Annotated in this window: 12 protein-coding genes; 7 read left to right on the forward strand and 5 right to left on the reverse strand. The window is 41.3% G+C overall.

The features are described from left to right. The first annotated feature begins 8 nt into the window (after positions 1 to 8). The 3 genes from HC965_RS05470 to HC965_RS05480 are packed head-to-tail and all read left to right on the forward strand — an operon-like array spanning position 9 to position 5,495. A complete protein-coding gene (locus HC965_RS05470; RefSeq protein ID WP_191030502.1) occupies positions 9 to 2,366 on the forward strand; it encodes a DPP IV N-terminal domain-containing protein in 2,358 nt (785 codons plus the stop codon). After that, the gene (locus HC965_RS05475; RefSeq protein WP_191030503.1) at positions 2,350 to 5,067 is read left to right on the forward strand and encodes a prolyl oligopeptidase family serine peptidase; all 2,718 of its coding nucleotides are present in this window, start codon (positions 2,350 to 2,352) and stop codon (positions 5,065 to 5,067) included. The genes HC965_RS05470 and HC965_RS05475 overlap by 17 nt, the downstream gene beginning before the upstream one ends. A 5-nt stretch (positions 5,068 to 5,072) precedes the next feature. Further along, positions 5,073 to 5,495 carry a lipocalin family protein gene (locus HC965_RS05480; protein WP_191030504.1) on the forward strand — a complete coding sequence of 141 codons (423 nt, stop codon included), beginning with the start codon at positions 5,073 to 5,075 and terminating at the stop codon, positions 5,493 to 5,495. A 144-nt stretch (positions 5,496 to 5,639) separates the two neighbouring features. On the opposite strand, the gene ybeY is transcribed toward HC965_RS05480, so the two are convergent. From ybeY to HC965_RS05505, 5 genes are read right to left on the reverse strand one after another with little or no spacing between them, the layout of a single operon-like run. Beyond that, entirely contained in the window at positions 5,640 to 6,053 is a 414-nt protein-coding gene (gene ybeY / locus HC965_RS05485) for an rRNA maturation RNase YbeY (protein WP_191030505.1), read from the reverse strand. 13 nt (positions 6,054 to 6,066) lie between these two features. Beyond that, positions 6,067 to 6,882, reverse strand: coding sequence for a site-specific DNA-methyltransferase (locus tag HC965_RS05490; RefSeq protein ID WP_191030506.1), 816 nt, complete (start codon positions 6,880 to 6,882; stop codon positions 6,067 to 6,069). 6 nt (positions 6,883 to 6,888) lie between these two features. Further along, positions 6,889 to 8,187 (reverse strand): hypothetical protein, encoded by a 1,299-nt coding sequence (locus tag HC965_RS05495; protein WP_191030507.1) that lies wholly within the window; start codon positions 8,185 to 8,187, stop codon positions 6,889 to 6,891. After that, the gene (locus HC965_RS05500; protein WP_191030508.1) at positions 8,180 to 9,025 is read right to left on the reverse strand and encodes a DNA adenine methylase; all 846 of its coding nucleotides are present in this window, start codon (positions 9,023 to 9,025) and stop codon (positions 8,180 to 8,182) included. Before HC965_RS05500 ends, HC965_RS05495 begins: the two co-directional genes overlap by 8 nt. Positions 9,026 to 9,071: 46 nt before the next feature. Next, positions 9,072 to 10,316, reverse strand: a complete 1,245-nt coding sequence (locus HC965_RS05505; RefSeq protein ID WP_191030509.1) for a nucleoside recognition domain-containing protein — start codon at positions 10,314 to 10,316, stop codon at positions 9,072 to 9,074. A 168-nt stretch (positions 10,317 to 10,484) separates the two neighbouring features. On the opposite strand from HC965_RS05505, the gene ruvB reads away from it, so the two are divergent. From ruvB to HC965_RS05525, 4 genes are read left to right on the forward strand one after another with little or no spacing between them, the layout of a single operon-like run. After that, positions 10,485 to 11,516, forward strand: coding sequence for a Holliday junction branch migration DNA helicase RuvB (gene ruvB, locus HC965_RS05510; protein WP_191030510.1), 1,032 nt, complete (start codon positions 10,485 to 10,487; stop codon positions 11,514 to 11,516). Positions 11,517 to 11,557: 41 nt separating this feature from the next. Continuing rightward, on the forward strand, positions 11,558 to 12,334 hold the full coding sequence (locus HC965_RS05515; protein ID WP_370539966.1) for a dienelactone hydrolase family protein: 777 nt from the start codon (positions 11,558 to 11,560) through the stop codon (positions 12,332 to 12,334). Positions 12,335 to 12,364: 30 nt separating this feature from the next. After that, positions 12,365 to 13,861 (forward strand): oligosaccharide flippase family protein, encoded by a 1,497-nt coding sequence (locus HC965_RS05520; protein WP_191030512.1) that lies wholly within the window; start codon positions 12,365 to 12,367, stop codon positions 13,859 to 13,861. A 2-nt stretch (positions 13,862 to 13,863) separates the two neighbouring features. After that, complete coding sequence (locus HC965_RS05525; RefSeq protein WP_191030513.1) at positions 13,864 to 15,219, forward strand: TIGR00341 family protein; 1,356 nt, start codon at positions 13,864 to 13,866, stop codon at positions 15,217 to 15,219. Positions 15,220 to 15,235 lie beyond the last annotated feature (16 nt).

Below are 15,235 nucleotides of genomic sequence, written 5' to 3' on the forward strand. Positions count from 1 at the left end.
AAGATTTTATGAAAAACTCTCTCTTTAGATATGTGTGTCCAGTGGTTGTATTGTTTGTATGCAGCCTTGCCGGTGCACAGCAGAAAGCGAATTATAAGTTGGCGGAGAAGTTCCGTTTGCTGGAGCAAAATCCTATAACAAGGTATTCTATAGAAGTCAAACCAACGTTTATCAACGATACGGATTGTTTCTATTATTCTTTCACAACACGTGAAGGAAAGAAATATTATTATGTCAATCCGAAAAAGAAAGAAAAGCGCTTATTGTTTGATACGGATGAACTATTGAGCAAAATTGCGGCATATACCAAGAAGGCTTATTCTTCGGCAGACCCACATTTGTCTTTCACTTTTATGAAAGATAACGAAACTATTCGTATTGATTTTGATAATGGACTTTATATGTACAATATTCATACGAAAGTGTTGAAGCGGCTTAATGAAAAGCCATCCTATGGAAATAGTGATCCATATTGGATGAAATATTCACCGGATAGTCTTTTCTTTTTGTATGCAAACCGTCATAATCTGTTTTTTGTAGGTAATCCCAAGAAGGGACAAGACACCATACCTATAAGACTGACCACTGATGGCGAAAGGCATTACACTTTCAATCGTGAAGAAGAAGGAGAGTCAGAAGGACGGTTTGGAGCAGAGTCTACCCATTGGATTCCGGGAAGTCACCGTTTTTATGCCGTGCGCGAAGATAATCGGAAAGTGCGTGACTTATGGCTTATCAATTCACTGGATACTCCTTATCCGACATTGAAAACGTATAAGGCCGAGCTTGCGGGTGACAAGCATGTTACCCAATATGAATTGTTGATTGGTGACGTGGATAGCCGTGAAGTGAAGAAGATTGATATTAATCGTTGGCCAGACCAATATATTGATATATTATATATGTCAAAAGATGGGAAGCGTTTGTACTTCCAACGCTACAACCGTCCGTGGAATCAGGCGGATATTTGTGAGGTGGATGTGGAGACGGGAAAGGTGCGTGTAGTGATTCACGAGGAAAACAAACCTTACCTTGATTACCAAATGCGCAGTGTCTCTTTCTTGAACGATGGCAAGGAAATACTGTTCCGTTCTGAACGTAATGGATGGGGACATTATTACCTTTACGACACAGCTACTGGAAGCTTGAAAAATCAAGTGACGGATGGAACATGGGTAGCCGGTCCGATAGCGCGAATTGATACTGTCGGACGTAAGATGTATTTTTACGGCTACGGTCGGGAGAAAGGTATCGACCCTTATTACTATATTCTTTATGAAGCTCAATTGGATCGTCCGAATGCAGTTCGTCTGCTCACACCGGAGAATGCGTCACATGAGGTAAGCATTTCCCCGTCTTACCAATATATGGTAGATTCTTATTCTACCGTTTCGCAAGAACCGGTAAATGTGGTTCGTAATCGAAATGGAAAGGTTATCATGACGCTGGAGAAGCCGGATTTGCAACCTGTCTATGAGATGGGGTGGAAAGCACCGGAACGCTTTAAAGTAAAAGCTGCCGATGGAGTGACCGATTTGTATGGTGTAATGTGGAAACCTGCTGATTTTGATTCGACCAAGGTTTATCCTATCATTTCGAATGTTTATCCGGGGCCGTTTTTCGAATATGTGCCTACACGTTTTACGATTAATGATGTTTATAACACCCGCTTGGCTCAACTGGGGTTCATTGTAATCACTGTAGGGCACAGGGGCGGTACTCCGATGCGTGGAAAGGCTTATCATACCTATGGTTACAACAATATGCGTGATTATCCGTTGGCGGATGATAAATATGCTATCGAGCAACTGGCTGCCCGTTATCCGTTTATTGATGCTACCAAGGTTGGTATTTACGGGCATTCCGGCGGAGGGTTTATGTCGGCTGCTGCCATTTGCACTTATCCCGATTTCTATTCGGCTGCTGTTTCATCGGCAGGTAATCATGACAATCGCATTTACAATAAAGGGTTTGTAGAGATTCATTTCGGTGTAGATGAGAAGGTGAAAACAACTAAAGATAGCTTGGGGGTAGAAAACACGACGTATGAATATAGTGTCCGTGTACGTCCGAATCAAGAGCTGGCAAAGAATTACAAGCACGGCTTGCTGCTATTTACCGGTGCGATGGATAAAACTGTGAATCCTGCTAACACATTGCGTCTGGTAGATGCATTGATTAAGGCTGATAAGGATTTCGAGATGTTTGTATTGCCGAAATGTACACATGGATTCTTCGGTGAGTCTGAGGACTTCTTCGAGCATAAAATGTGGCGTCACTTTGCCCGCTTGTTATTGCATGACAACTCGGCTGATTCTGATGTCGATTTGAATAAGGATATGATTAAAGATGACAGGAGAAGATAAGATGAACCGGATATTTGTACATATAGGGATTATAGCGGGCTTGTTGCTGGGTGGAAGCCTGTCTGTTGAGGCTCAGAAGAGTCCATTGGATATAGAAGCGTGTACATCTTGGAAACGTATTGATGCACCGGATATTTCACCGACAGGCAGGTGGGTAACTTACCGTATATCGTTGATGGAATATAATCCGGATAGCAAGGAAGAAAAACCTCTGCATTTATTCGATTCCCGTACACGGAAAGAAATATTGCTGAATGGTGGTGTAGAACGCTTGGAGTTTTATAATAACGATCAGGGAGCTTTTTATCGGCTGGCGGACTCGGCGGGAGTGATGAAGACGATCTTGTTGTCATTGCCTTCGGGAGTAAAGACCGAATGGAAACATAAAGAGGCTTTTCGCCCTGTAGAAGGGACTCCTTACTCAATCTCTGTTACTAACGTGCCGAAAGATACGGTGAATCATGTTCCGGCTTTTAACAGGCTGGTGGTACGTCATCTAAAGACAGAAGTTGCTTTTCATATTGACAGTATCGGCTATCATACATTGTATGACGGAGGACGTTCTATTCTTTTCATTCGTAGAAAGTCAGAAGGGAACGAGCTATGCTATGGTCCTTTAGCCGGTCCATATAAAAGTCTTTATCAGAGTTCTGTAAAGAGTGAACCTTCTTCTTATAGTTTTAATGAAAAAGAGATGACCGGGGAGTTTAGCGTAAATGATTCTTTGTGGTATGCTTTCTCATTAAAGAAGCCGGGTTGTGACTTGCTTTTTGACCGAAAAGAAATTGTTTTGCCTGATGACATGTCTGTCGGACGCATTGATTTGTCTAAAAGCCATAATTTTCTGATACTTGAACTTCGGGACTTACAGCAGATTTCCCGTAGAAGGGAAGAACCGGAGAAGAAACCAGACAAGAGCTTTGAATTAGAGTTGTGGACATGGAACGAAATGGAAGTTCCGACTTTACAAAGGGGCGGACGTTATAGGCAGGATAAGTCGGTGACATATATTTATGATATTTCTTCAAAGAAGCTCACTGAAGTTGCTCCATCTACTGTAGATTTACTCTTACCATCGGGAGCAGAGAATTTGGATTATGTGCTTTATACGGATGAATCTCCTTATAAGATGCAGCGTGAGTGGTTGGACCACTTACCGTTCGATATATATTCGGTGAATGTGCATACGGGTGCAAAACAGTTGATTGGACGTAGTTATCGTACAGCCCCCAAATGGTCGGTAAATGGCAAGTGGGCGGTAATGTATGATCCGATTGCCCAAGTCTGGAATAAGTTTGATGGTGCTACCGGTAAGGTTGTTAATATATCTGATGCTATCGGTTATCCGATGTTCGTGGAAAGTTATGATAAACCGGCTCCTGCCCCCGCTTATGGGATAGCTGGGTGGACAGCTGACGGGAATAATGTATTTCTGTATGATGCATATGACTGGTGGAAGGTTGATTTGACAGGAGAACGTCGACCGGAGTGCTTGACTAAAGGTTACGGTCGTAAACATGGCAAGGCCATTCGTAAAATGACGAGCAATATAGATAAAGATGTTTTTCAGAAGGATGAAACTGTCATTGTCAGCCTTTGGGATAAAGATACGATGGATGAGGGTGTCTATCAGCTTGATATGAAAGGGCGTCTGAAGAAACTGATGGAAGGGCCTTATATATATAACATACACCGTTTTTCCGAGAATCATAAATATTGTGTTTGGAATCGTCAGAATATAACAGAATTTAGAGATTTGTGGTGGAGTAAAGCTGATTTTTCAAATCCGGTCAGAGTGACGAATGCCAATCCTCAACAAGCGGATTATAAATGGGGTACAGTTAAACTGGTGAAGTGGACCAATTATGAGAATAAAGAAAATAAGGGATTACTTTACTTACCTGAGGATTATGACCCTCAAAAAGAATATCCGGTGTTGGTACAGTTTTATGAAACTCATTCCGGTGAATTGAATATTTATCATGCACCTTTACTGAGTAGTGCGTTAGGAGATCCTGTGTATTTTGCCAGCAATGGTTATATTGTGTTTATGCCGGATGTGCATTTCACGGTTGGGACTCCAGGTAAGAGCTGTTATGATGCTGTAGTAAGCGGAACAAAGTATCTGATAGAGCAGGGGATAGCACATCCCGGAAAAATAGGTTTGCAGGGACATAGTTGGTCTGGTTATCAAACATCATATTTGGTGACAAAGACAGATATTTTCACTTGCGCCAATATAGCGGCTCCTATCACGGATATGGTGACCGGATACTTAGGAATACGTAATGGAAGCGGTCTGCCACGATATTTTATGTATGAGGAAACACAAAGTCGCATGGGAAAGACTTTATGGGAGGCTAAAGATAAGTATCTGGCAAGTTCTGCAATTCTGGAAGCAGACAAGATACATACACCTTTGTTGATATTGCATAATGATCAGGATGAGGCTGTTGCGTATGAACAAGGTCGTGCCCTTTATCTGGCGATGCGTCGTCTGCAACGTCCGGCATGGTTGTTGAATTACAAAGGTGAGGGACATTTTGTAATGGGCAGAGGTGCTCAGAAAGACTGGACTATCCGGATGATGCAGTTCTTCGACTATTACTTGAAAGGAACCAAAGAACCGCGTTGGATGAAAGAGGGTATTCATCTAAGAGAACGTGGAATTGATCAGAAATATGATTTACTAGAAAAATAAATAAAATGAAGAAACTATTAATTACAGCTATGACCCTGTCTTGCTTTGTATTCAGCAGCTACGGACAGGGCAAAGTGGAGAAACAAATTATAGGTAAATGGTGCAATCCTTATACCTACAAGTCTACGGGTGAATTCAAAGGGTTTGAATTCAAAAAAGGAGGAAAATGCTCTGCAGTCAACATTCCTTCTTTAGATTTAAAGACTTGGAAGATTGATAAAGATGGCTATTTGATTATCGAAGGTTTCAGTAAAGAAGATAATGGAAAGACGGAAGTGTATAAGACACGTGAACGTATCGGAAAACTGACACCTGATTCATTGGAATTGGTTACACATGATGGTCCTCCACGATTGGCTTTTCTGTATTTGAATACCAAATCGATAAAGAAACTGGTGACTCCGGAAGTTGCACCAAAAGGAAAGTAATAAATCTCTCTCTTAATAATTTAGTGTTAATATTAGCATTACGTTGCTAATGAAGCGCCCCGTCGTAGTGATTACGATGGGGTGTCTTTCTTAATAATATTAATATTACAGTCTGTTGAATAATCTACCTGATGTTGTTTATGCCTATCGCATAGCCAGTGCTTTATTCTCCGCAGCTTCCATAATTTCCCGTTCTCCGGGACCTTTATCGTTGATTCCGCATAGATGAAGTATTCCATGAATGATAACACGATGCAGCTCATCATTATAGGCCGCACCGAATTGTTCGGCATTAGTACGTATTGTATCCAGGCTGATGAATAAGTCCCCGGACAGACGGTCACCTTCACAATAGTCGAAAGTGATAATATCCGTGTAATAGTCGTGTTGCAGATATTGGCGGTTTACTTCCAGTATTTTTTCGTCGGAACAAAAGATATAAGCGATTTCACCAAGTCTTTTCCCATAGGAAGCAGCTACGGCTTTTATCCATTCCGTAGTCTCACGTTTCTTGATTTTAGGCATTTTGACGCCTTCTGTTTGATAGGTTACAGCCATAATTGTGGATATATTATAATTCAATATGTAAGTTCTTATAATACTGGTTCGCGATTTCAATCTTATCGATTTCCATTCTTCGTGATTTACTTAGTTCTAGGTATTCCTTGCATGTATCAATACCTAGAAATTTTCTTTTAAGCAAGTTTGCTGCAATGCCTGTGGTACCACTGCCGTTGAAAGGGTCTAAGATCCAATCTCCTGGGTGAGTACTAGCGATTATAAGCCTTGCCAATAGCCCTAATGGCTTTTGGGTTGGGTGCTTCCCACATGACTTCTCCCATCGCGCAACAGCTGGTAGATGCCATACATCTGTCATTTGTTTATCATTATTTAGCCTCTTCATATAGTTGTAGTTATAATAATGAATTGTTTCTTTACAATATCTAGCCCAAATGATATATTCGGCTGAATGTGTGAAACAATGGCATGATATGTTATTAGGAGGAGAAACTTTTACCCATGTAATGATATTTAATATCTTGAAATTTAGTCTATTTAGAGTTTCTCCGATAGAAAAGATGTTATGGTAGCTGCTTGAGATCCATATAGTCCCTTCGGGTTTAAGTTTCTCTTTGCATTGTTTTAGCCAACTTTCATTGAAAGCATTCATAAATCCCATGCCATAACTTTTATCCCATTCTCCCTTATTTACACAAGCTTTTTGACCATTATGAAGAGTAATTCCCCCATTAGAAAGGAAATAAGGCGGATCTGCAAAAATCATATCGAATTTGAATTCGAAATCTTGCAATACATCCTTGCAATCACCTTTCAATAGTGTAAATGACCTGTCTGTGGATTTATAATAAGGTTCGACTTTTTTCATGTGGGGCTATTCCGTCTGCAAATTTAAGATCCAATTAATCCAGTTTAGGATGGTACTTGAGCGTCTGAAATATGACTTTTCTGGATTGTTATATAGTCGGCATTGCATTAAAATAGTCATGACTTTTTCTTTCGGCGGATTATTCCCTTCTTTTATATATTCTAATAATGTATCTCTGAAGGGTTTGTGGCTAATTATTAATTCAGCTATGCGCATATTTCGATTTCTTAAAGGCAAATGAAATATTTGTTTACCTAATATGCTGAGACTATAAGTCGAATTTTTTTCTTTTTGTATTAGTCCCAGATATCTCCCGGCATTAGCATAATAATCTGATTGGCGGACATTAAAACCATATGTTTCTGCTATTTCGTTTTTATCATAAGAAGTGCCGTCTTTCATTAGTTCACAAAGATTGATAAGGCGTTCTATCGAATCTGCCTGTGGAAATGGTACATCTGGTTCTTGGACAACTGTAATTCTTTGCGGTATTTCTAAGATATCTGCCAGTGTTATTTGTTCATTTTCAATCTTATATTTCTTATACTGTATTCTTTTCAAAGAGTTGTAGTTGTTTTTATCTTCAAAGGCATATTCGAATAAGTGGTATATGCCATTGCTGAAAGCTAAGAATATGGGTCTAATCGGTTTTATGATCTTATCTGCCCATAAACGATATGGATAATATAATTGGCGAATTAGAAAATCCTCCGATAGGGAGTTTTTTGCTTCTATAATGCACAAGGAATTTCTACTTTCATATCCCCCGTCAATTTCTATTTGTGAGTTATTTACTGATATTGAGTAAGAAGAAGGCGCCTCTTTGAGGCTATTAACTGTAAATGAGAAATTCCCTGAGCTCATACGTCCGTTGACGGTAGGGACTAACGTGCTTTCTGATAGAAAATCGTGTAGAATGTTGGAAACATACATACTGCTGATAGCTGTGGCCTCACTTGTTATTTCATTGAAATCAATAGACTCAATAAAATCTGGAGTAGGAACTAGGGTGACATCATTATTGTCGTAAAAAGATTCTTTATGCTCAGAAAAGGGTTCATATAGCTCCATTGAACCAATGATATAGCTACCCCTTGTGACTGGTAAGATTGAAAGTTGATTCTCTTTAAAAATCTGTGGTCTGTTTTTCTCGTGATCCTGTTTAGCCATTAGTCGAGGTTCATGTATCTCTTTGATTGCTTCAGCCGTAATGATGCAGGCCCCTTCTTTCTCAATCTTTTGGAGAATGTTGTATTTGTTAAATACTTCTTCCCAATAAGCATCTATTCCTTTCTTTTTATTCATAGTTTCTAATTAAAACTTCGGAAACCATTCCTCTTTTTTCTGCATTAGAATTAATAAAACGATTTGCTTTGATTTCATTAATCTGATAATCTCTATACAGGTCTAAAATAAAATCTGTGTATGAGTTTGATAAAAGAAATTTTATGTCTTTCTCGTTCAACTCGTCACAGATCCTTTTCAAACGAATTTGTTCTTGGCGATTGAATCCTCCTTGCGTATAACCCGTAAACGAAGCGCTATCTGAAACAGGGTCATAAGGAGGATCGAAATAAACAAATGCATTGTGTGGGATATCTTGTAAAGATGCCTCAAAGTCTCCTTGTAGAATAGATACATGTGCTTGGTTCAGATAAGAGGATACTGCTTTTATTGTTATTTCATTGATGATATTAGGCTCTTTGTATCTACCAAATGGGGTATTGAATTCTCCGGCATTGTTTACTCTGAAAAGACCATTATAGCAAGTTTTATTGAGGTATATGATACGAGAAGCCCGCTCAACTTCGGTCAGTTGTGAGTATTGTTCTTTATCGCGATCGAGACTGCGTATCTGGTAAAAATATTCGGCCTCATTCTTATGCTTTGATAGATCCTTAATCAGGGCTGAAGGTTGTTCTTTAATAACTCGATAAAGATTAATTAGCTCCGCATTTAAATCGTTGATAGTTGCTCTTTGGGGTTGAATATGAAATAAAACTGCGCCCCCACCTATAAATGGTTCGTAATAGGATGTAATTTTCTTCGGTAGAAGATTCTGAATCTCAGAAATTATCTGCCTTTTACCTCCTACCCATTTCACAAAGGGGATTACTAATTTATTTGTTCTTTTAGTTGGCATAAAATACTCTTTGTTGCAAAAATACAGATAATTTGTGAGATTGATGTTAAATTCTTACTTTAAAAAAAAATAAATAACTGATTAAAATAGCGGCTATGATACCCGAGAAGTCTGCTATCAAGCCACAAGTAACAGCGTTGCGGGTTTTACTGATACCTACACTGCCGAAATAGACAGCCAGAATGTAGAAAGTAGTATCCGAAGCTCCACGTACCACGCAACTCATACGTCCTACAAATGAATCCGGGCCTAACTCTTTCATTGTATCAATCATCAAACCGTTTGCACCGCTTCCGCTAAGTGATTTCATCAATGCCGTAGGCAATGCACCAACAAAACTGGTATCCACTCCACACAATCCTACTACATAACCAATGCCACCCACTAAGTAGTCCATCGCTCCCGAAGTGCGGAATACAGCGATACCTACAAGGAAAGCCACCAAATAAGGAATGATACGTACAGCCGTAGTAAAACCTTCTTTAGCTCCTTCCACAAAGGAGTCATAGACATTGATTTTCTTCCTGATTCCTGTCAGAATAAACAGGATGATAACACCAAACAAAATGATATTGGCTATCAGTGTAGAGTAAGTTCCCATTTCCTCACGGGAGACACTGATAAACAGATAAATCAATCCGGAAAAGAAGAGGCTGACCACACCCATCAATATCAGAATCGGCTTATTGATTAAGTTTATCTTTTGGGCAATGCTGACGGCTATAACTCCCACCAAAGTAGAAATGAAAGTACTTAGCAAAATAGGGATAAACACATCTGTCGGTTGTGCAGCCCCCATTTGTGCACGATATACCATGATACTGATAGGGATAAGAATCAGTCCCGAAGTATTGATGACTAAGAACATAATCATCGGATTGGAAGCCGTATCTTTCTTCGGATTCAGTTCCTGCAATTCCTTCATTGCTTTCAATCCCATCGGTGTGGCGGCATTGTCTAATCCGAGCATATTGGCGGACATATTCATAAAGATAGACCCCAGCACAGGATGCCCTTTAGGAATATCCGGGAACAAACGGCAGAGTACCGGACTCAGGAAACGTGCCAATGCACTGATTAATCCGCTGTTTTCACCGATTTTCATAATACCCAGCCAAAGGGCTAATACTCCCGTAAGCCCGAGAGATATCTCAAAAGCTGTCTTTGAAGAGTCAAATGTTGAGTTCATGATAGCGGTGAATATCTCCGTATCTCCCAGAAAAATCACTTTTATGAGGGCGATGACGAAGGCTATAAGGAAGAAAGCTATCCAGATATAATTTAGAACCATAGTCGATTGCGTGTATTATAGATTTATATATACCGTATGTACGGTATATATCGTGCAAAAGTAATATTTTATAGTTGCTTTTCATGCTACCGGGCTTTTTTTATTCATCTTTCTTATATTGAAAATGAATGTATTTCTCTATCTTTGTCTCCTACTTTCGAGAAATAAATGGAACAAGAAGATTTTAACATACGCGAACATCAGCTAACTTCAAAGGAACGGGATTTTGAGAATGCACTCCGCCCATTGAGCTTTGAGGACTTTAGCGGACAGGATAAGGTGGTGGAGAACCTTCGCATTTTTGTGAAGGCGGCACGCTTGCGTGGCGAGGCGCTCGACCATGTCCTGCTTCATGGCCCTCCCGGCTTGGGAAAGACAACTCTTTCGAATATTATCGCCAATGAACTGAACGTCGGCTTTAAAGTGACTTCCGGTCCGGTACTGGATAAACCGGGCGACCTGGCAGGTGTACTGACCAGTCTTGAACCGAATGACGTGCTTTTTATTGATGAAATCCATCGTCTGTCACCGGTAGTGGAAGAGTATCTTTACTCTGCCATGGAAGATTACCGCATTGATATTATGATTGATAAAGGTCCTTCGGCACGTAGTATTCAGATTGATTTGAACCCTTTTACGTTAGTGGGCGCCACTACACGCAGTGGTCTGCTTACAGCTCCGCTCCGTGCACGTTTCGGTATCAACCTGCATTTGGAATATTACGATGATGATATCTTGAGTAACATTATCCGTCGTTCCGCATCCATCCTGGATGTACCTTGCTCGGTGCGTGCAGCATCGGAGATTGCTTCCCGTAGTCGTGGAACGCCGCGTATTGCCAATGCTTTGCTTCGTCGTGTGCGCGACTTTGCGCAGGTGAAAGGTTCCGGCTCTATTGATACGGAAATCTCCCAATTTGCGTTGGAAGCATTGAATATCGACAAATATGGTCTGGACGAGATAGATAACAAGATACTTTGTACCATCATAGACAAGTTCAAAGGCGGTCCGGTAGGATTGACAACCATTGCAACCGCTTTGGGAGAAGACGCGGGAACCATTGAAGAAGTATATGAACCTTTCCTCATAAAAGAAGGATTTATGAAGCGTACTCCCCGTGGTCGTGAAGTGACGGAACTTGCTTACAAGCATCTCGGAAGAAGTCTTTATAACAGTCAGAAAACGCTGTTTAACGACTGACAGGGAGACGGTACAAGAAGAACATTATAAAGCGTGATTGGATTATGAAGCAATGGAGTACTTTACTTATTTTTCTCTTTTTGAGCTTGTCATTATCAGCTCAAAAAGGGTATGAGAAAGATATTTTCGTATCTTCCAAGGGAGATTCTTTGCGTTATCGGATGATTCACCCGGAGTCAGTGAAACCGGGAGAGAAGTTTCCGCTGGTATTGTTCCTGCATGGAGCAGGTGAGCGGGGGAACGATAATGAGAAGCAGTTGACGCACGGCGGACAAATGTTTCTTAATCCGGTAAACCAGGAGAAGTACCCGGCTTTTGTGCTGATTCCCCAATGTCCGGCTGACGGCTATTGGGCTTATACGGAACGTCCGAAGTCTTTTGTTCCCGCCGAGATGCCCGTAGGACAGGAGATAAGTCCTCTCCTGCAGACACTGAAACAATTGCTCGATTCATATCTTGTGATGCCTGAAGTAGACAAACAGCGGGTGTATATCATTGGAATTTCAATGGGAGCGATGGGAACATATGATTTGGTCGCACGTTATCCCGAAATATTCGCTGCTGCCATTCCTATTTGCGGTACGGTGAATCCGGGCCGCCTGGCTGTTGCCAAGGATGTGAAGTTTCGCATATTTCATGGTGATGCGGATGATGTAGTTCCGGTGGAAGGTTCGCGTGAAGCGTACAAAGCACTGAAAGCTGCCGGAGCTGATGTGGAATACATCGAGTTTCCCAGTTGCAATCACGGTAGTTGGAATCCGGCTTTCAATTATCCCGGATTTATGGATTGGTTATTTAAACAGAAAAAGAAACACTGATCCGAACGACAAATTAATCACTAATAAGACATGGCTGGACTAAAATCATTAGCAAAAGATACTGCAATTTATGGGTTGAGTAGCATTGTCGGACGATTCCTCAACTATATGCTGGTACCGTTGTACACAGCAGTTTTACCGGCTTCTACGGGAGGATATGGAGTAGTATCCAATGTGTATGCCTTTACGGCTCTGATGCTGGTGCTGCTTACATTCGGTATGGAAACCGGATTCTTCCGCTTTGCCAATAAATCGGGAGAAGATCCGATGAAGGTATATGCCAACTCTTTGCTTTCGGTAGGCGGCGTATCATTGATTTTCGTTCTTCTCTGCCTGTTGTTTCTACAACCGATTTCCAACTTACTGGACTATGGTGACCACCCGGAATTTATAGCAATGATGGCTGTTGTAGTTGCCTTAGACTCTTTCCAATGTATTCCTTTCGCTTATTTACGCTATAAAAAACGACCAGTAAAGTTTGCAGCAATCAAACTGCTTTCCATCATTGGCGGTATCGGACTAAACCTGTTTTTCTTACTGCTGTGTCCCTGGCTGAATGTGCATTGCCCGGAAACAATCTCATGGTTCTATGATCCCGATTATCTGATAGGCTATATCTTTATCAGTAACCTGATAGTCTCCGTTGGTCAGATGTTCTTCTTCATCCCCGAATTGAGAGGATTTGCCTACAAACTGGACAGGGCATTGCTGAAACGAATGGTTGTCTATTCTTTCCCGGTACTGATTTTGGGCTTGGTCGGTATTCTGAATCAGACAGTGGATAAGATGATTTACCCGTTCCTTTTTGAAAACCGGCAGGAAGGGTTGGTGCAACTGGGCATTTATGCAGCTACCAGTAAAATAGCCATGGTGATGGCTATGTTCACACAAGCCTTCCGGTATGCTTACGAGCCGTTTGTTTTTGGTAAGGAGCGTGAAGGGGATAACCGGAAGATGTATGCGGCTGCGATGAAGTATTTTCTTATCTTCTCGTTACTGGCTTTTCTTGCCGTAATGTTCTATCTTGATTTGCTGCGTTATCTGGTAGCGAAAGGATATTGGGAAGGTTTGGGAGTAGTGGCTATTGTGATGCTTGCGGAAATCTGCAAAGGCATCTATTTCAATCTCTCCTTTTGGTATAAACTGACGGACGAGACACGTTGGGGGGCTTATTTCTCCCTGATAGGTTGTGCTATTATCGTAGTGATGAATATTATGTTCGTTCCTACTTACGGCTATATTGCTTCTGCCTGGGCTTCCGTTGCCGGATATGGAGTAATTATGCTGCTGTCTTATTGGATGGGTCAGAAGAAGTATCCGATTCAATATGATTTGAAAAGCCTTGGACTGTATGTGTTGCTTGCAGCGGTACTCTATGTGATTGGAGAACAAGTGCCGATTTCCAATCTTGTGCTTCGCCTTGCTTTCCGCACGGTGCTCTTGTTGTTGTTTGTAAGTTATATTATCAAGCGGGACTTGCCTTTGAGCCAGATTCCTGTTATTAACCGATTTATAAAAAAGAAATAAACATGAAGACAGATGATCGTAATAAATTTGCCATCAAGTCCTTTTTGAACGAATATCTGGACTTGAGAAAGGATAAGGATAACGAACTGGCAACAGTCGATTCCATCCGCAAAGGAGTGGAATTCAAAGGCGCTAACTTATGGATTCTTATCTTCGCCATCTTTATGGCATCACTCGGATTGAATGTGAATTCTACCGCCGTCATTATCGGTGCCATGTTGATCTCTCCATTGATGGGGCCTATCATGGGTGTGGGCTTATCTGTCGGACTGAATGACTTCGAACTGATGAAACGCTCTTTGAAGAGCTTCCTTATTACGACAGCTTTCAGTGTGACGACGGCGACCATTTTCTTCCTTCTTGCGCCTATTGCCGGTTCACAATCAGAATTGCTGGCACGCACATCGCCTACTATTTATGACGTATTCATCGCATTATTCGGTGGTTTGGCGGGTGTTGTAGCCCTTTCCACTAAAGAAAAAGGGAATGTGATTCCCGGTGTTGCCATCGCTACTGCATTGATGCCACCACTTTGTACGGCGGGATACGGATTGGCGTCAGGTAATCTGATCTATTTCCTCGGAGCTTTCTATCTGTATTTTATCAACTCTGTATTCATCAGTCTGGCTACCTTCCTCGGAGTTCGTGTGATGCACTTCCAACGGAAAGAATTTGTAGATAAGACCCGCGAAAAGACAGTACGTAAATATATCATCCTGATTGTGATTCTGACGATGTGCCCGGCTGTTTATCTGACGTTTGGTATCATTAAAAGTACCTTCTACGAAGCGGCAGCCAATCGGTTTATTACCGAACAACTAGGATTTGAGAATACGCAGGTGCTTGACAAAAAGATCAGTTATGAACATAAGGAAATCCGTGTTGTTCTGATTGGGTCTGAAGTGCCGGACGCTTCTATCTCCATAGCCCGCAGCAAGCTGAAAGAGTATAAGATGGAAGATACGAAACTAATCGTATTGCAAGGCATGAACAATGAAGCGGTAGACGTCTCTTCCATTCGTGCCATGGTGATGGAGGATTTCTATAAGAACAGTGAACAGCGACTCCAGGAGCAGAAAGTAAAGATATCCCAACTGGAGACAACGCTCGAACAATACAGGACGTACGATGCTATGAGCCGTACATTAGTGCCCGAATTGAAGGTGCTTTACCCTACTGTCACTACACTTTCTATCGCTCATTCGCTCGAAGTACGGGTAGATTCGATGAAAACAGATACAGTGACACTGGCTGTTCTGAAATTTACTAAACACCCGTCCACAACAGAAAAAGCAAAAATCGCTGAATGGCTGAAAGCCCGTGTAGGAGCCAAGCAGTTGCGACTGATTACAGAATAATGAATCTAAAAATAAG

Source organism: Bacteroides sp. GM023 (assembly GCF_014750685.1).
Taxonomy (GTDB): Bacteria; Bacteroidota; Bacteroidia; order Bacteroidales; family Bacteroidaceae; genus Bacteroides.